Source organism: Pantoea vagans, from assembly GCF_004792415.1.
GTDB classification, from domain to species: Bacteria; Pseudomonadota; Gammaproteobacteria; order Enterobacterales; family Enterobacteriaceae; genus Pantoea; species Pantoea vagans.
This window is the reverse complement of the sequence record NZ_CP038853.1, coordinates 3,911,966-3,928,600: the sequence shown is the minus strand read 5'-3', so window position 1 is coordinate 3,928,600 and position 16,635 is coordinate 3,911,966. Positions and strand designations below refer to the sequence as shown.

At 57.1% G+C, this 16,635-nt stretch carries 15 protein-coding genes; 9 read left to right on the top strand and 6 right to left on the bottom strand.

Going from position 1 to position 16,635, the window contains the following annotated elements; all coding sequences use genetic code 11:
- Positions 1 to 33 precede the first annotated feature (33 nt).
- A complete protein-coding gene (locus EGO56_RS18370; RefSeq protein WP_135910456.1) occupies positions 34 to 1,086 on the top strand; it encodes an AbrB family transcriptional regulator in 1,053 nt (350 codons plus the stop codon).
- Here the strand turns inward: EGO56_RS18370 and rarD are convergent.
- Together rarD and EGO56_RS18360 are read right to left on the bottom strand one after the other, a co-directional pair.
- Positions 1,057 to 1,956 carry an EamA family transporter RarD gene (gene rarD / locus EGO56_RS18365; RefSeq protein ID WP_013359694.1) on the bottom strand — a complete coding sequence of 300 codons (900 nt, stop codon included), beginning with the start codon at positions 1,954 to 1,956 and terminating at the stop codon, positions 1,057 to 1,059. The genes EGO56_RS18370 and rarD overlap by 30 nt on opposite strands.
- A 23-nt stretch (positions 1,957 to 1,979) precedes the next feature.
- Entirely contained in the window at positions 1,980 to 2,450 is a 471-nt protein-coding gene (locus EGO56_RS18360) for a thioesterase family protein (RefSeq protein WP_033734820.1), read from the bottom strand.
- Positions 2,451 to 2,644: 194 nt separating this feature from the next.
- Here EGO56_RS18360 and pldA point away from each other — a divergent pair, with 194 nt between their 5' ends.
- The 4 genes from pldA (at position 2,645) to EGO56_RS18340 (ending at position 7,031) form a co-directional block, all read left to right on the top strand.
- Positions 2,645 to 3,523 (top strand): phospholipase A, encoded by an 879-nt coding sequence (gene pldA, locus EGO56_RS18355; RefSeq protein WP_135910455.1) that lies wholly within the window; start codon positions 2,645 to 2,647, stop codon positions 3,521 to 3,523.
- A gap of 24 nt (positions 3,524 to 3,547) precedes the next feature.
- Positions 3,548 to 5,377 carry an ATP-dependent DNA helicase RecQ gene (recQ, locus tag EGO56_RS18350; RefSeq protein ID WP_135910454.1) on the top strand — a complete coding sequence of 610 codons (1,830 nt, stop codon included), beginning with the start codon at positions 3,548 to 3,550 and terminating at the stop codon, positions 5,375 to 5,377.
- Positions 5,378 to 5,389: 12 nt separating this feature from the next.
- Positions 5,390 to 6,013: a threonine export protein RhtC gene (rhtC, locus tag EGO56_RS18345; RefSeq protein WP_135910453.1), complete on the top strand. Its 624-nt coding sequence runs from the start codon at positions 5,390 to 5,392 to the stop codon at positions 6,011 to 6,013.
- Between the two features lie 211 nt (positions 6,014 to 6,224).
- The gene (locus EGO56_RS18340) at positions 6,225 to 7,031 is read left to right on the top strand and encodes a DUF1460 domain-containing protein (RefSeq protein ID WP_135910607.1); all 807 of its coding nucleotides are present in this window, start codon (positions 6,225 to 6,227) and stop codon (positions 7,029 to 7,031) included.
- A 45-nt stretch (positions 7,032 to 7,076) separates the two neighbouring features.
- Here EGO56_RS18340 and rhtB read toward each other — a convergent pair whose 3' ends face one another.
- Positions 7,077 to 7,700: a homoserine/homoserine lactone efflux protein gene (gene rhtB, locus EGO56_RS18335; protein WP_010257290.1), complete on the bottom strand. Its 624-nt coding sequence runs from the start codon at positions 7,698 to 7,700 to the stop codon at positions 7,077 to 7,079.
- Between the two features lie 112 nt (positions 7,701 to 7,812).
- Between rhtB and pldB the strand changes: the two genes are divergently transcribed.
- Positions 7,813 to 8,805 carry a lysophospholipase L2 gene (gene pldB / locus EGO56_RS18330; RefSeq protein WP_135910452.1) on the top strand — a complete coding sequence of 331 codons (993 nt, stop codon included), beginning with the start codon at positions 7,813 to 7,815 and terminating at the stop codon, positions 8,803 to 8,805.
- A gap of 52 nt (positions 8,806 to 8,857) precedes the next feature.
- Positions 8,858 to 9,658: a sugar/pyridoxal phosphate phosphatase YigL gene (gene yigL / locus EGO56_RS18325; protein ID WP_033784698.1), complete on the top strand. Its 801-nt coding sequence runs from the start codon at positions 8,858 to 8,860 to the stop codon at positions 9,656 to 9,658.
- 46 nt (positions 9,659 to 9,704) lie between these two features.
- Here yigL and glpT read toward each other — a convergent pair whose 3' ends face one another.
- Positions 9,705 to 11,045, bottom strand: a complete 1,341-nt coding sequence (glpT, locus tag EGO56_RS18320; protein WP_033734825.1) for a glycerol-3-phosphate transporter — start codon at positions 11,043 to 11,045, stop codon at positions 9,705 to 9,707.
- 374 nt (positions 11,046 to 11,419) lie between these two features.
- On the opposite strand from glpT, the gene EGO56_RS18315 reads away from it, so the two are divergent.
- On the top strand, positions 11,420 to 12,283 hold the full coding sequence (locus tag EGO56_RS18315) for a carboxylate/amino acid/amine transporter (RefSeq protein WP_135910451.1): 864 nt from the start codon (positions 11,420 to 11,422) through the stop codon (positions 12,281 to 12,283).
- A gap of 219 nt (positions 12,284 to 12,502) precedes the next feature.
- On the opposite strand, the gene EGO56_RS18310 is transcribed toward EGO56_RS18315, so the two are convergent.
- Both EGO56_RS18310 and metR read right to left on the bottom strand, forming a co-directional pair.
- Positions 12,503 to 12,982, bottom strand: coding sequence for a YehS family protein (locus EGO56_RS18310; RefSeq protein WP_013359705.1), 480 nt, complete (start codon positions 12,980 to 12,982; stop codon positions 12,503 to 12,505).
- An 83-nt stretch (positions 12,983 to 13,065) separates the two neighbouring features.
- Positions 13,066 to 13,992 carry an HTH-type transcriptional regulator MetR gene (gene metR, locus EGO56_RS18305; RefSeq protein ID WP_013359706.1) on the bottom strand — a complete coding sequence of 309 codons (927 nt, stop codon included), beginning with the start codon at positions 13,990 to 13,992 and terminating at the stop codon, positions 13,066 to 13,068.
- 144 nt (positions 13,993 to 14,136) lie between these two features.
- Between metR and metE the strand changes: the two genes are divergently transcribed.
- On the top strand, positions 14,137 to 16,407 hold the full coding sequence (gene metE / locus EGO56_RS18300) for a 5-methyltetrahydropteroyltriglutamate--homocysteine S-methyltransferase (protein WP_135910450.1): 2,271 nt from the start codon (positions 14,137 to 14,139) through the stop codon (positions 16,405 to 16,407).
- Positions 16,408 to 16,635 lie beyond the last annotated feature (228 nt).

The following is a 16,635-nucleotide window of genomic DNA, read 5'->3' as shown; positions in this document are numbered from 1 at the left end:
GACCTTCCTGTTTTTACAAATAATTAACTTCTTATGGATGCTTTTTCGTTACGCATGCAGTGGACGCTGCTGCTGTTGATCTCGGTACTACTGGGCGCGGTGCTGCACTATTTTCATGTACCCGCCGCGCTGCTACTGGGACCGATGATGGTGGGTGTGGTGATGGGGCTGTCAGGTGCCACGCTGCGGATTGATAAACGATTCTTCCTGCTTGCCCAGGCTGTGCTGGGTTGCATGATTGCCCAGAGCCTCTCGCCTTCAATTCTGACACCGCTGATTCAGGAGTGGCCAATCGTGCTGGCGGTGCTGCTGCTGACGCTGGCGGCCAGCGGCCTGTCCGGCTTTCTGCTGGTGCGCTTCAGCCATCTGCCTGGTCCGACCGGCGCCTGGGGCTCGTCGCCGGGCGGTGCTTCGGCCATGGTGGCGATGGCGGGTGACTTCGGCGCTGATGTACGGCTGGTGGCGTTTATGCAGTATCTGCGGGTGCTGTTTGTCGCCTCGGCCGCCGCGCTGGTCGCGCGTATCGGGCTGGGCGATGAAGCGCACAGCATCTCGCTGCTCTGGTTTCCCGCGCTGAATTATGGCTTTGCGATTACGCTGGTGGTGATGCTGACGGGCGCGTGGCTGGGCACACGACTGCGCATCCCCTCTGGCGCATTACTGCTGCCCGCGCTGGCGGGTGCGGTACTGAACAGCAGCGAAATCGCAGTGTTACAGGTGCCGGAATGGCTGCTGGCCGTAGCCTATGCGCTGATTGGCTGGAGCGTGGGATTACGTTTTACCCGCCCGATTTTTCTGCTGGCACTGCGCACGCTGCCGCAGATGCTGGCCTCAATCTTCGGGCTGATGCTGTTGTGTGGCGGGTTGGCCTGGATACTGACGCGCATGCTGGATATCGATCTGATGACGGCCTATCTCGCCACCAGCCCAGGCGGACTGGACACGGTGGCGATTATTGCTGCGGGAACCCAGGTCAACATGGCATTTGTAATGGCGATGCAGACGTTGCGTCTCTTTACCATCCTGCTGACCGGCCCGGCTTTAGCGCGCTTTATTTCACGCTATGCGCGCGCGGGAACGGAATGAAAACGCCACCGCATCGCAGACAAACACCAGCAGCGCCAGCCAGATAAAGCCAAACGTCACCATCTTGTCTGGCGTGATAGTTTCACCGTAAAACGCCACCGCCAGCACAAACATCAGCGTCGGGCCGAGGTACTGAAAGAAACCGACCGTTGAGAGGCGCAGCCGGCTGCAGGCCGCCGCAAACAGCATCAGTGGAATGGTGGTCACAATACCTGCTGCAATCAGTTTCAGGTTGAGACTCAGCGGGTTCGCCGATAAATGGCTGGTGGCGCTGTCGGCAAAGCCGAACAGGTAAATCGCCGCCAGCGGAAACAGCCACAGAGTTTCAATCAGCATGCCGCTCTGTGCATCGACCTGGATCTTTTTGCGCATCAGACCATAAACGGCAAAGCTCAGGGCCAGGCCGAGTGCGATAACCGGCAAGGATCCAAACTGCCACAGCTGCACCAGCACGCCGACGGTGGCCAGCAGCACGGCCAGCCACTGCAGGCGGCGAAAACGTTCGCGCAGAAACAGCATGCCGAACACCACGTTGATCAGCGGGTTAATAAAGTAGCCCAGGCTGGCCTCCAGCATATGCTGATTGTTGACCGCCCAGATAAACAGCAGCCAGTTGCCGCCAATCGTCAGCGCCGTGATCGCCAGCAACAGCACTTTTTTGGGCTGGCGCAATACGCTGCGAACGCCGGGCCAGCTGCGGCTCAGGGTAATCAGCAACAGCATAAAGAGTGCCGACCAGATCACCCGGTGCGTCATGATTTCTGTGGCGGGAACCTGTTTGACCAGCTTGAAATAGGCGGGCGCAATGCCCCAGATAAAGTAGGCACCCAGTGCAAAGCCAACGCCCTGGCGGGTTTGTTGCGTATCCATATGCGATCCATTCAGTGGCGTGGTTAGCCGATAAGATAGGTGGCGGTAGCCGTGGCGATATAATCGCCCTGTTGATTGTGCAGTTCCACGCGCGCCACGGCGACTTTGTTGCCAGCGCGCAGCAGGCTGCTGGTGGCGGTGAAGCGCTCGCCGCGTCCGGGACGCAGATAGTCAACGCGCATGTCGATGGTGCCCATGCGTGACAGACGCTGGCGCAGATCCGCTTCGCTGATGCTCTCCTGACGGGTTAACGCATTACTGACGCAGACCATGCCCGCGGCCACATCGAGGACAGACGCGATAACACCACCGTGCAGAATCTGCTGCGCCTGATTGCCCACCAGCATGGATTTATTATTGAAGCTGATTTCAGCGTAGTCTGCGTCAAGACGCATCAGCTCCAGGCCTAACGCCTGATTAAACGGCATGTGATAAACAAAAATTTCGCCGACCAGCTGGCGAGCGTCCTGCGGTGTCAGCACGGGTGATGACATGATGATGTGTCCTGAAAAAATCGGGCCAGAGGGGCGCGGAACATGAATGAGTTGTGTATTCTATGCCGCCTGCGAGGGTGTTTCCAGTTTAAGAAATCAGCACTCATGCTCACTGCCATTTGCGTGTAGAATGGCCTGCTTTTTACAACACCCTTTCAGTTATTCTGATACGCAGCTGCTCACCGGAGAATTTTATGCGTAAGCATCGCGCCTTGCTGGCGGCAATGTTGATATTTCCTGCGCTGGCGCAGGCGGATGAAGCCCGGATTAAAGAGGTTCATGACGCGCCACAGGTTCAGGGCAGCATTATTGCTAACCTGCTGGAGAAGCATGATAACCCGTTTGTTCTCTATCCTTACGAGAACAACTATCTGCTCTACACCTATACCAGCGACCTCAATAAAGAGGCGATCTCATCTTATAACTGGGGTGAAAACGCCCGCAAAGATGAAGTGAAATTCCAGCTCAGCCTGGCGTTTCCGCTGTGGCGCGGTATTCTGGGCGACAACTCGGTGCTGGCAGCCTCTTATACCCAGCGTTCCTGGTGGCAGCTGTCGAATAGTGCTGAGTCATCACCTTTCCGTGAGACCAACTATGAGCCGCAGATTTTTCTCGGCTGGGCGACCGACTACACGCTGGGTGGCTGGACGCTGCGTGATGTCGAACTGGGTCTCAATCACCAATCTAACGGACGTAGTGACCCGACCTCACGCAGCTGGAACCGTGTCTATGCGCGTCTGATGGCGGAGAACGGTAACTTCCTGGCGGAAATCAAACCCTGGTATCGCATCCCTGAAGGGGCGAGCAGCGATGATAATCCCGACATCACCAAATATATGGGTTACTACCGCACCCGGCTGGGCTATAAGTTCGGCGACAGTATCTTCAGCGTAGAGGGCAACTATAACTGGAACAGCGGTTATGGCGGCGCGACAATGGGCTGGAGCTACCCTATCAGCGAGCACGTCCGCTTCTATACTCAGGTGTTTAGCGGCTACGGTGAATCACTGATCGATTACAACCATCGCCAGACGCGTCTGGGTGTGGGTGTAACGCTTAACGACTTGTTCTAATCCCTAACGTAAGACAGGAATCGCGTGGCAACCTCGGCAGTTCTTAATCAGGAAGCGCTGGCTCAGCAGGTATTGCAGGATACCTTCGGCTACCAGCAGTTTCGTCCCGGTCAGCAGACGATCATTAATCAGGCGCTGAGCGGACGCGACTGTCTGGTGGTGATGCCCACCGGCGGCGGTAAATCGCTCTGTTATCAGATCCCGGCGCTGGTGCGCGAAGGGCTGACACTGGTGGTGTCGCCGCTGATCTCACTGATGAAAGATCAGGTCGATCAGCTGCTGGCGAACGGCGTGGCGGCAGCCTATCTCAACTCCACCATGACGCGCGATCAGCAGCAGACGGTGATGGCTGACTGCCGTACCGGCCGGGTTAAGCTGCTCTACATCGCCCCTGAACGCCTGATGATGGATAACTTCCTGGAAAGTCTGGCGCACTGGCAACCGGCGATGCTGGCGGTAGATGAGGCGCACTGTATTTCACAGTGGGGCCACGATTTCCGTCCGGAATATGGTGCACTCGGGAAGATGCGTCAGCGCTTCCCTGAATTACCGGTCATGGCATTGACGGCGACTGCGGACGAAACCACCCGCAACGACATCGTTAACCTGCTGCACATGCAGGATCCGCTGATTCAGATCAGCAGCTTTGACCGCCCCAATATTCGCTACACGCTGGTGGAAAAATTCAAACCCACCGATCAGCTGCTGCGCTACGTTCAGGATCAGCGCGGCAAATGCGGCATTATCTACTGCAACAGCCGGGCGAAGGTGGAAGACACCGCCGCGCGACTGCAAAGCCGTGGATTCAGCGTCGGGGCGTATCATGCCGGCATCGACAGTGAACAGCGTGCCCGCGTGCAGGAAGCGTTCCAGCGTGACGATCTGCAAATCGTAGTGGCGACCGTGGCTTTTGGCATGGGCATCAACAAGCCCAACGTCCGTTTTGTGGTCCACTTTGATATTCCGCGCAACATCGAGTCCTACTATCAGGAAACCGGACGAGCCGGTCGTGACGGTCTGCCTGCCGAAGCGATGATGCTCTACGATCCAGCCGATATGGCCTGGCTGCGTAAATGCCTGGAAGAGAAAGTGCCGGGGCCCTTGCAGGATATTGAGCGCCACAAGCTCAACGCCATGGGCGCGTTTGCTGAAGCACAGACCTGCCGCCGCCTGGTGCTGCTGAATTATTTTGGCGAGGGTCGCCAGCAGCCGTGCGACAACTGCGATATCTGCCTTGATCCGCCGAAGCGTTACGACGGCCTGGTTGAAGCGCAAAAAGCGCTCTCCGGCATCTATCGCGTGGGCCAGCGGTTCGGCATGGGCTATATCGTTGAGGTCCTGCGCGGGTCCAACAACCAGCGCATCCGTGAACAGGGTCATGACAAGCTGCCAGTTTATGGGCTGGGCAAAGATCAGAGCCACGAACACTGGGTCAGCGTGTTACGTCAGTTAATCCATCTGGGGCTGGTGACGCAGAACATCGCTATGCACTCGGCACTGCAACTAACCGAAGCAGCGCGGCCGGTGCTGCGCGGTGAAGTGCCACTGATGCTGGCGGTGCCGCGTTTAATCACCGCGAAAATAAAGAGCAGTGGTCCGGCGAAGTTTCACGGTGGCAACTACGATCGCAAACTGTTCGCTAAGCTGCGTAAGCTGCGAAAAGCGATCGCCGACGAAGAGAATATTCCGCCTTACGTGGTGTTCAATGACGCCACGCTGATAGAGATGGCAGAACAGATGCCGGTCAGCGCGTCCGAGATGCTTAGCGTCAACGGCGTGGGTCACCGCAAACTGGAGCGCTTTGGCAAACCCTTCCTGGTGATGATCAAAGAGCATCTTGATGATGAAGAGTAAAGGACACTAATCATGCTGATGTTATTCGCAACCGTGGCGCTGGTACATCTGGTGGCGCTGATGAGCCCCGGCCCCGACTTCTTTTTCGTGTCACAGACCGCAGCCAGCCGTTCGCGCAAAGAGGCGATGATGGGTGTGCTGGGCATTACCCTGGGCATTGTGGTCTGGGCGGGCGTGGCGCTGATGGGCCTGCATCTGATCCTGGAAAAAATGGCGTGGCTGCATCAGATTATTATGGTCGGCGGTGGCCTCTATCTGCTGTGGATGGGCTGGCAGCTGATGCGCTCGGCGCGTCAGCGCCACAAGCAACCGCAGCAGGATGAGCCGGTGGTAGAGCTGCCGAAACGCGGCATGAGCTTTCTTAAGGGCCTGCTGACCAACCTGTCGAATCCTAAAGCGATTATCTACTTCGGCAGCGTCTTCTCGCTGTTCGTCGGTGACGATGTCGGTTCGGCGGAGCGCTGGGGTCTGTTCCTGCTGATTGTTGGTGAAACTTTTGCCTGGTTTACGCTGGTGGCGGCTATCTTTGCGCTGCCGTGGATCCGCGCCCGTTATCAGCGGCTGGCGAAGTGGGTAGATGGTATGGCTGGCGTGCTGTTCGCTGGTTTTGGTATCCACCTGATTATTTCGCGTTAAGCCCTAATGCCGGAGCGCGCGCTGCGCATCCGGCAGTCATTTCACCTCCTGTTGCCTCTTTCTGAACTTCACCTGGGTGACGGCTATTACAATCCAGGCCTGCTGACGTCTTTCTGCTGTCATCGCTGACAAAAAGTCACCCTTCGTTAATTAATGAAACCATCACCTCCGGTATGGTCGTATCGACGGACTATTTTTCATGGAGAGGATGATGCGAGTAAAACCCCTTTTACTATTGGTTATCGCGGCCTGTATCAGCGCCTGCGCTTCCCCTGATGCTGCCCATAATCGCGTTCCCGAACCGGCGAAAGGAGATAGCGTGTCGGCTATCCTGGCGCAGACATCCCCGGCGTCAGAGCTGCAGGGCGAAAGGATTAGCCAGATCTCTGCTGCTTTTCTCGGCACGCCTTACCAGGCGGATACGCTGATTGGATCCCCAGATACGCCGGAAGCGCTGGTGATCAATTTCAAGGAGGTGGATTGTTTCACGCTGCTTGATTATGTCCAGGCGCTGAGCCGCAGCCATGACCGCGCCAGCTTTGAGGCTAGCCTGATTCGGACCCGCTACGCTGGCGGCGAGGTCAGCTTTCTGAAGCGTCGCCACTTCTTTTCCGACTGGTTCGCTGAGAACCCGCGCAATGCCGATGATGTCACCGGCACCCTCAGCCCGGATGCGGTGACGGTAGTGAAGCAGCTCAATCATCAGGCTCGTGGAAAAGAACAGGTGCCCGGTCTGGGTATCATTCCTCGCCGCATCACCTACATTCCGGCCCGGGCGATCACACCAAAGGTGCTGGCGCAGATCCAGACTGGCGATTACATCGGGGTTTACACCCCCGCGCAGGGGCTGGATGTCACGCATGCCGGAATTGCCGTCCGGCATGATGGCAGGTTGTGGTTCAGGAACGCCTCATCACTGGCCGCTAATCGCAGGGTTGTCGATACACCGTTCAGGGAATATATGCAGTCGAAGCCAGGCATGATTGTGTTACGTGCGGTGCCACTGAGCGCACCGTAGCAGCGGTAAGGAAGAAATTGCGCGCCGGATTCGGCGCGTCAGGTGTTAAGCGATTTTTCTGGCGCTGGCCAGCAGTGCGCCCACCGCCATAAACAGCCCACCGAAAATACGGTTCATTAACTTCATCTGCTTTGGCCCTTTAATCCAGCCAGCAATGCGCGTTGCCAGCGTGGCGTAGCCAATCATCACGATGATATCCACCACCACGGTGGTCACGCCGAGCACCAGATACTGCATAAACAGCGGCTGATGCGGCTGGATAAACTGCGGGAACAGCGCCGCCAGAAAAACGATACTTTTCGGGTTGGTGAGGTTAACCAGCACGGCACGTTTGAACAGGCGACGACGCGGCATCGCTCTGGCGACCGCATCAAGATCGATGCCGCCTGCTGAGCGCCACTGCTGAATACCCAGCCAGACCAGATAGGCTGCACCGGCCCATTTCAGAATTTCAAACGCCAGCAGCGACTGCGAAAACAGCGCGCCCAGACCGATGCCGACCAGCACGATGTGCAGCGCCAGGCCGACCTGCAAACCGGAGATAGAGGCCACCGTGCCGCGATAGCCGTGGCTGATCCCGGTACTCATGGTATTGATTGCACCGGAACCCGGCGACAGGCTCAGAATTGTGGTGGTAAGCAGGTAGGTCAGCCACCATTCGATGGTCATGGGTCAGGCTCTCTTTAGTCGCGGATTTGTGACACAATACGCCAGAAATAAGCGCGGCGCTACGGCCCGCGCAGGGCGTTCAGGACTCTGTATCCGGTCATCAGGAGGGCGAATGAATCAACACAAAGCCAGCTGGCTGCGACGGGAAAAAGCCTTTGCTGCCTTCGCCACCGGGCCGCTGCTCGATTTCTGGCACAGTCGTGAGGAGCTTGAGTTTACCGGCGTGGGTAATCTGACGCTGCGCTATGTTCGCTTCACATCGCCGCAACACAAGCGTGTGATCCTGATTGTGCCGGGACGCATCGAGAGTTACATAAAATATCCTGAGCTGGCGTACGATCTGTTTCACTGCGGATTTGATGTGGTGATCCTGGACCATCGCGGTCAGGGGCGCTCCGATCGGCTGCTGGAAGATTCACACCGCGGTCACGTGGCAGAATTCACGCATTACGTTGACGATCTTGAAACGCTCTATCTGAAAGAGATCGTCAGCGGCCATTACCAGCAGCGCTATGCCCTGGCTCACTCAATGGGTGGCGCGATTTTAACGCTGTTTCTGGCGCGTCAGCCGCAGGCGTTTCATGCCGTCGCGCTGGTGGCACCGATGTTTGGCATTGCCTTACCGTTGCCCTCTTTTCTGGCTCATCGTATCCTGGACTGGGCGGAGAAACGTCCAGCCTTGCGCGATGGCTATGCGCTCGGCACCGGACGCTGGCGCGCGCATCCGTTTGGCATTAACCGGCTGACCCATAGCGCCGAGCGTTACCGGCGTAACCTGCGTTTTTATGCGGACGATCCGGCGATTCGTGTGGGCGGACCGACCTACCATTGGGTACGCGAAGGCATCCATGCGGGGCGCAACATCATCAGTCAGGTGGATAAGATCACTACGCCGCTGCTGCTGTTACAGGCCAGCGACGATCGGGTGGTCGACAATCGTTCGCAGGACCTGTTTTGTGCCGCGATGGCGGCGGCGGGTCATCCGTGTGAAGGTAATCAGCCACGGGTGATCGACGGCGCGCGTCACGAGATCCTGTTTGAAAAAGATGAGATGCGTGCCGAAGCACTCAATGCAGTGGTCGACTTTTTTTCATCGCACCACTGACGTTATTTATCCGACCGGTAAAAACCGGCAGAACCAGATACCCGAGGTTTTCATGTATCACATCGTTGCATCCGATCTGGATGGCACGCTGCTTTCTCCCGAACATCGCCTGACCCCTTTTGCACGTGAAACGCTGCAGCAGCTGGTCGCTAAGGATATTCACTTTGTCTTCGCCACCGGCCGTCATCATATCGATGTCGGACAGATGCGCGACAGCCTGGCGATTCCGGCCTATATGATCACCTCGAACGGCGCGCGTGTGCACAACGCAGAGGGCGAGCTGGTGTTCAGTCATAATCTGGATGAGGATATCGCCAGCGACCTGTTTGGCCTGCAGTATCATCACAGCGATATTCTGACGCACGTTTACCGCGACGATGAGTGGTTTGTCAGCCGTTCAAGCCCGGCTGAGCAGGACTATTTCCGCGAGTCAGTGTTCAACTATCAGGTCTACGAGCCAGGTCTGCTGCCAACCAGCAACATCAGTAAGGTCTTCTTCACCTGCGAAAACCCTGAGCATCTGATCCCAATGGAGCAGGCGATTGAAGCGCGCTGGGGCGATCGGGTTAACGTCAGTTTCTCGCTGCCAACCTGCCTTGAAGTGATGGCGGGCGGCGTGTCGAAAGGACATGCGCTGGAAGCGGTCGCGAAAACGCTGGGTCACTCGCTGGAGAGCTGCATTGCCTTTGGCGACGGTATGAATGATGTGGAGATGCTGAGCATGGCGGGTAAAGGCTATATCATGCAGAACGCCCATCAGCGCTTAAAAGATACGCTGCCAGAGCTGGATGTGATTGGTTCGAATGCCGATGATGCGGTGCCGCAGACGCTGCGCACGCTCTATCTTGCTTAAGCAGCCTGCGTTAAAAGGGCCGGATAACCGGCCCTTTTTATTGCCGTCAGGCCAGGGTCTTTTTGTGTTTGTGTTCGCTGACCATGGTCAGTAACAGCAGAATAACCGCCAGCACACAGCCCGCAATCATCACCATAAAGCCGCCGTCCCAGCCGAAATAATCGACGGTGTAACCGACAATGGCGCTGGCCGCGACCGAGCCACCCAGGTAACCGAACAGGCCGGTAAAGCCCGCCGCCGTCCCTGCTGCTTTTTTCGGTGCCAGCTCCAGCGCATGCAGACCAATCAGCATCACCGGACCGTAGATCAGGAAGCCAATCACGATCATGCAGGCCATGTCGACGCCAGGATTGCCCGCCGGGTTGAGCCAGTAAATCACGGTCGCAATGGTCACCAGCGTCATAAAGAATACGCCGGTCGCACCGCGATTACCCCGGAACACTTTGTCCGACATCCAGCCACACAGCAGCGTTCCCGGAATCCCCGCGTATTCATACAGGAAGTAGGCCCACGACGATTTATCCAGTGTGAAGTGTTTGACTTCGCGCAGATAGGTGGGTGACCAGTCGAGGATGCCGTAGCGCAGCAGATAGACAAAGACGTTGGCCAGCGCGATGTACCACAGCAGCTTGTTCGGCAACACATACTTCATGAAGATCTGTTTTGCCGTCAGCTCCTCTTCGTGGCTGGCATCGTAGTCGGGCGGGTAGTCGTTTTTGTACTCTTCAATCGGTGGCAGGCCACAGGATTGCGGCGTGTCACGCATCAGCGCAAAGGCAATAATCGCAATAGCAATGGCACCAAACGCGGGCATATAAAGCGCCGCTTTCCAGTCGTTGAACCACGCCATGCCGAGCAGGAAGAGCAGTGGCGGAATACCCCCGCCCACGTTATGCGCACAGTTCCAGACCGAAACGATCCTGCCGCGCTCCTTCTGCGACCACCAGTGAACCATGGTGCGCCCACAGGGTGGCCAGCCCATGCCCTGGAACCAGCCGCAGATAAACAGCAGTACGAACATCACCATGATGCTGGAGGTCGCCCAGGGGACGAATCCCATGATCAGCATCACTGCTGCGGCCAGAATCAGACCGGCTGGTAAGAAGACGCGCGGGTTTGATCGGTCAGAGACCGAGCCCATGATGAATTTTGAAAAGCCGTAGGCAATGGAGATGCCGGACAGGGCAAACCCGAGATCGCCACGTGAAAAACCCTGCTCGACCAGGTAGGGCATGGCGAGTGCGAAGTTTTTTCTGACCAGGTAGTAGGCAGCATAACCAAAGAAGATCCCGATGAAAATTTGCCAGCGCAGACGACGGTAGAGCGGATCAACGTGATCCGCCGCCACCTGCGGCTGACGTGGTGCAGGTTTAAAAATGCTCAGCATCAGTGAGGCCCTCCAGGGCACATTATGGTTTTTCATTCCCGGCAGGTTGGAGCAGGAAAGTGCAGAACAAAATGGATGCAGAATGTTCCATTTCGCGCAAAGAATAGTGTTAGTTGCGCAACGTTACTGTGATGAATGACACATTTGTTACAGTTTTATTACAGTAGGGAGCGGAAGTGATCACCAGATGGATCATTTCGCGCATTTTATCTGGCTGAAAACCTGTTCTGTCGATTGATGTGTCAGGAAGTGTAAGCAGGCTATCCGGCCGGCTTTTTAATCGCCTGGTTTATAATCAGATGTCAACCAGATTTCACAGCCTGACGGCGGCACATTGTTTACACTGTCGGCCTGTTAATTTCGGGGTCGTTGCCGTGTTTTTATTGATTATTACCACCATTCTGTGGGCCTTTTCGTTCAGCCTGATTGGCGAATACCTCGCCGGGCAGGTGGATAGCTGGTTCTCTGTGCTGATGCGGCTGGCGCTGGCTGCGCTGGTATTTTTGCCTTTCCTGCGCTGGCGGGGTTATCGCCCTTCCACGCTACTGCTGTATATGCTGGTGGGGATGCTGCAGCTGGGCGTGATGTATCTGCTGAGCTTCGAAGCCTATCTCTACCTTAGCGTGTCAGAATTCCTGCTGTTTACGGTGATGACGCCGCTCTATGTGACGCTGATTTACGATCTGATCAGCCGTCGTCCGCTGCGGATCGGCTATATCTTCAGTGCGTTACTGGCGGTAGCGGGTGCGGCTATTATTCGCTATGACAAAGTCAGCGATCATTTCTGGTTTGGTCTGCTGTTAGTACAGCTGGCTAACGTCTGCTTTGCGGCAGGCATGGTGGGCTATAAGCGTCTGCAGGAGACCCGCCCAATGCCGCAGCACACGGCCTTCTCCTGGTTCTATCTGGGGGCGGTGTTGATTGCCGTCATCGCCTGGTGCGCCTGGGGCAACCCGCAGAAGTTACCGACCACCTCATTGCAGTGGGGCATTCTGGTCTGGCTGGGCGTTGCGGCTTCCGGTCTCGGCTATTTTATGTGGAACTACGGTGCGACGCAGGTCGATGCCGGTACGCTGGGCATCATGAATAACATGCACGTGCCCGCCGGGCTGCTGGTGAATCTGGCTATCTGGCAGCAGAAACCGCACTGGCCGAGCTTTATTGCGGGCGCGCTGGTGATCATCGCCTCGCTGTGGGTGCATAAGCGCTGGGTAGTGGGGCGCGGTGACCGGTCATAAGGTGAAAGGGGTGCGGTGCCACAGACCATAAACAGGCTTTGAAAAGTGGCTGTTGAATGGGTGCCGCCTCCCGGGCTGGGGCGTCCGATCGCGAAGCAATCTCACCTCCCTGTCGATCGGCCGGGCCAGGGATGGCGAGGCCGTACTGCATGGATGCAGGTTTTCTTTGCGATCAGATGCGCCACCTCTGACCACGCAGGGGTCAGAAGCGATCAGAAATTAAGCTGGCTTCTCACTCTTAGGGCGCTGAATCATCGCCAGCCCTTTCAGGAAGTTACGCAGAATCTGATCGCCGCACTCGCGGTAATTTTTATGATCGGGCTTGCGGAAAATCGCGCCGACTTCCGCCTGCGAAACGGTAAAGTTCACGCGTTTGAGCACGTCAGGGATGTCGGTGGTTTTTAAATCGAAAGCGATACGCAGTTTTTTCATGAAGATGTTGTTCGTCATCTTGCGTTCAATCGACGGTGCAGGCGCATCTTCACTCTTGCCGCGACGGTAAAAGATCAGGCCATTCAGGAAATAACCCATCAGCACATCGGGGCAGGGACGGAACGCCGCATCGTCATCTTTTTTCAGCCACGCCTGAATATCTGTCTGCGGCACGTCACATTCTGCCAGCGCAAAAATCTCCACCATTTTGGCATCGCTCAGGTTGAGCATGTAGCGCACGCTGCGCAGAATATCGTTGTTAGTCATGGTGAGATCTTCTCATGGTCAGTCGACAGGCTGCGCATTATAGGGGATTTTGCCCGCCTTCGCGCAGGTTTGTGCTGGCCGGATTACCGTTGCAACACCGTACCGGGCAGTGCGGCGTCGCGTACAAATGGCAGATGCTCACAGGCGTGCTGACGGGCAAAACGGATAAACGCCTCCAGCACCGGCTGACGCTGCTCACCTTCACGTACGGCGGCATAAAGACGGCTCCACAGACCCTCACCCAGCGTGCGCGTGACGACCAGACCCTGCTTCTCAAAACTCTCCACCACCCAGTGCGGCAGTGCGGCAATCCCCATGCGTGCCGACACCATCTGAATCATCAGCAGGGTGTTATCCACACTTTTCAGGGCCGGACTGACGCCAGCGGGCTGCAGGAAGTGACGCCAGATATCCAGACGCTGACGCTGCACCGGATAGATCATCAGCACTTCATCGGCTAAATCTTCCGGCGAAATCTGCTCAACCTGCGCCAGCGGATGATCCGTCGCCAGCACCAGCCGCACTTCATAATCAAACATCGGCGAGTAGAACAGGCCCGAGCGCGCCAGAATGTCGGAGGTCAGCACCACATCCAGCTCACCCTGTTGCAGAGCGGGCTGGGGATCAAAGGTCACGCCCGATTTAAAATCCATCACTACTTGCGGCCAGCTCTGACGGAACTTATCCAGCGCCGGGGTCAGCCACTGAATGCAGCTGTGACACTCAATCGCTACCCGCAGCGTGGTCTGATGCGGCTCATGGCAGGCCTGCAACGCCTGCTGAATCTGCGGCAGCACCTGTTCCGCCAGCTGCAGCAGAATATCGCCCTGCGGCGTAAAGCGCAGTGGCTGACTTTTACGCACGAACAGGCGGAATCCCAGCCGCTGCTCCAGATCGCTGAACTGGTGAGACAACGCCGATTGCGTCTGATGAAGCTGGGCCGCCGCCGCCGCCAGCGATCCGGTATTGCGCAGAGCCTGAAGCGTCCGCAGGTGCTTGAGTTCGATCATGAGAGTCCTTCACATCGAAAATGAACATATTGCGCTTGAGCAACATACAGTACCCGCAGAGTATAGCAGTGTAAACATCTGGACGGCTAAACATCTTTGGCTGCCCATTTAAGCCAAAGTGAAAGATTATCTGGAGAACAGCATATGACTATCCTGAACCATACCCTCGGCTTTCCCCGTATTGGCCTGCGCCGTGAACTGAAAAAAGCCCTGGAGAGTTACTGGGCGGGCGACAGCACGCAGCAGGCGTTACTGGCAACGGGCCGCGAGCTGCGCGCCCGACACTGGCAACAACAGAAAGAGGCGGGTGTCGATCTGCTGCCGGTCGGCGATTTCGCCTGGTATGATCATGTGCTGACCACCAGCCTGCTGCTGGGCAACGTGCCCGCGCGTCATCAGAACAAAGAAGGGACCGTTGATCTCGACACGCTGTTTCGTCTGGGGCGCGGTCGTGCGCCGACTGGCGAGCCTGCGGCGGCGGCAGAAATGACGAAATGGTTTAACACCAATTATCACTACATGGTGCCGGAATTTACTCAGGACCAGACCTTTAAACTGACCTGGACTCAGCTACTGGACGAGGTGGATGAGGCGCTGGCGCTGGGCCACAACATCAAACCGGTGCTGCTGGGACCGGTGACGTATCTGTGGCTGGGTAAAGTTAAAGGTGAGCCGTTTGAACGTCTGTCGCTGCTGGAAAGGATTCTACCGGTCTACCAGCAGGTGCTGGCAGAACTGGCGAAGCGCGGCATCGAATGGGTTCAGATCGATGAACCCGCCCTGGCGCTGGAGCTGCCACAGACGTGGCGCGATGCGTTTAAACCGGCGTATGACGCCCTGCAGGGGCACAGCAAGCTGCTGCTGACCACCTATTTTGACAGCATCGGCCAGAACCTTGATGTTATTCGTGAGCTGCCGGTACAGGGCCTGCATGTCGATCTGGTCCATGGCCGCGATGATATTGAGCATCTGAATCAGCAACTGCCCCCCAGCTGGCTGCTGTCGCTGGGCGTGATTAACGGTCGTAACGTCTGGCGCGCCGATCTGAGCCGCTGGTTCAGTCGCCTGCAACCGCTGATTACTCAGCGTGAACAGGTATGGATTGGCTCTTCCTGTTCTCTGCTGCACAGTCCGATCGATCTCGGCGTCGAGACCCGGCTGGATGATGAGGTCAAAAGCTGGTTCGCCTTTGCGCTGCAGAAATGTGCTGAGCTTTCACTGCTGAGTCAGGCACTGAATAACAATGATGCGACGCTGCTGGACGCCTGGAGCGCACCGGTGCGTGCCCGTGCTCATTCCCGCCGCGTGCATAATGCGGCGGTGGGACAGCGGCTGCAGGCCATTACGCCGCAGCACAGTGAGCGCCAGAACGCCTACCCGGTGCGGGCAGCGCTGCAGCGTCAGCGTTTCAATCTGCCCGCGTGGCCCACTACCACCATCGGCTCATTTCCGCAGACCACTGAAATTCGCGGCCTGCGCCTCGACTTTAAACAGGGCCGTCTCGACAGCAACCATTACCGCACCGGCATCGCGGAGCACATCAGACAGGCGATTACCGAACAGGAGCGGCTGGGACTGGATGTGCTGGTGCACGGTGAAGCGGAACGTAACGACATGGTTGAGTACTTCGGCGAGCATCTGGAGGGATTTGTCTTCACCCAGAATGGCTGGGTACAGAGTTACGGTTCCCGCTGTGTGAAACCGCCTGTGATCATCGGCGATGTCAGTCGCCCAGAGGCGATTACCGTTGAGTGGGCGAAGTATGCGCAGTCGCTGACCGACAAGCCGGTAAAAGGAATGCTGACCGGCCCGGTGACGATTCTGTGCTGGTCATTTCCGCGTGAAGATGTATCACGAGAAACCATCGCGAAGCAGATCGCGCTGGCGCTGCGGGATGAGGTGGAAGATCTGGAGAAAGCAGGTATTGGTATTATTCAGATCGATGAGCCTGCCCTGCGTGAAGGTCTGCCACTGCATCAGTCTGAGTGGGCGGACTATCTGAACTGGGCGGTGGAGGCCTTCCGGCTGAATGCGGCGGTGGCGCAGGATGAAACCCAGATTCATACACATATGTGTTACTGCGAGTTTAACGACATCATGGACGCCATCGCGGCGCTGGATGCGGATGTGATTACCATCGAAACTTCACGGTCTGACATGGACTTACTGGAGTCGTTCGAACACTTCGACTACCCGAATGAAATCGGGCCCGGCGTCTATGACATTCACTCGCCTAATGTTCCCAGCGTGGCGTGGATAGAGGCGCTGTTGCTGAAGGCGGCGAAACGGATTCCGGAAGCGCGTCTGTGGGTAAACCCGGACTGCGGTCTGAAAACGCGTGGCTGGACGGAGACGCGTCAGGCGCTGGCGAATATGGTGACGGCGGCGAAGAAACTGCGTGGTGAGACGGCGTAGGAATGGGACCGGTTGGCAAAAAAACAGGGGCGCAGAAGCGCCCCTGTTTTTGATAAATCCTGCTAAAGCCTGCTATAAGATCGTGCAGGCACAGGGAACACGCTCAGATCGGAAAGACGCAAAAACCGCCATCCATGGCACGCTCGGCCCGCCCCATCCATGGCACGCTCGGCCCGCCCCATCCATGGCGCGGGACGCTTTCCTCCTCTGACCGTGTTCCCTGCGTAT

Excerpts from the sequence above, each read along its gene's own strand:
- pldA (WP_135910455.1), top strand. The coding sequence starts at position 2,645 with ATGCGTAAGCATCGCGCCTTGCTGGCGGCAATGTTGATATTTCCTGCG.
- metR (WP_013359706.1), bottom strand. The coding sequence starts at position 13,992 with ATGATCGAACTCAAGCACCTGCGGACGCTTCAGGCTCTGCGCAATACC.
- EGO56_RS18340 (WP_135910607.1), top strand. The coding sequence starts at position 6,225 with ATGCGAGTAAAACCCCTTTTACTATTGGTTATCGCGGCCTGTATCAGC.
- EGO56_RS18370 (WP_135910456.1), top strand. The coding sequence starts at position 34 with ATGGATGCTTTTTCGTTACGCATGCAGTGGACGCTGCTGCTGTTGATC.
- glpT (WP_033734825.1), bottom strand. The coding sequence starts at position 11,045 with ATGCTGAGCATTTTTAAACCTGCACCACGTCAGCCGCAGGTGGCGGCG.
- rhtC (WP_135910453.1), top strand. The coding sequence starts at position 5,390 with ATGCTGATGTTATTCGCAACCGTGGCGCTGGTACATCTGGTGGCGCTG.
- rarD (WP_013359694.1), bottom strand. The coding sequence starts at position 1,956 with ATGGATACGCAACAAACCCGCCAGGGCGTTGGCTTTGCACTGGGTGCC.
- rhtB (WP_010257290.1), bottom strand. The coding sequence starts at position 7,700 with ATGACCATCGAATGGTGGCTGACCTACCTGCTTACCACCACAATTCTG.
- pldB (WP_135910452.1), top strand. The coding sequence starts at position 7,813 with ATGAATCAACACAAAGCCAGCTGGCTGCGACGGGAAAAAGCCTTTGCT.
- metE (WP_135910450.1), top strand. The coding sequence starts at position 14,137 with ATGACTATCCTGAACCATACCCTCGGCTTTCCCCGTATTGGCCTGCGC.
- EGO56_RS18310 (WP_013359705.1), bottom strand. The coding sequence starts at position 12,982 with ATGACTAACAACGATATTCTGCGCAGCGTGCGCTACATGCTCAACCTG.
- EGO56_RS18360 (WP_033734820.1), bottom strand. The coding sequence starts at position 2,450 with ATGTCATCACCCGTGCTGACACCGCAGGACGCTCGCCAGCTGGTCGGC.
- yigL (WP_033784698.1), top strand. The coding sequence starts at position 8,858 with ATGTATCACATCGTTGCATCCGATCTGGATGGCACGCTGCTTTCTCCC.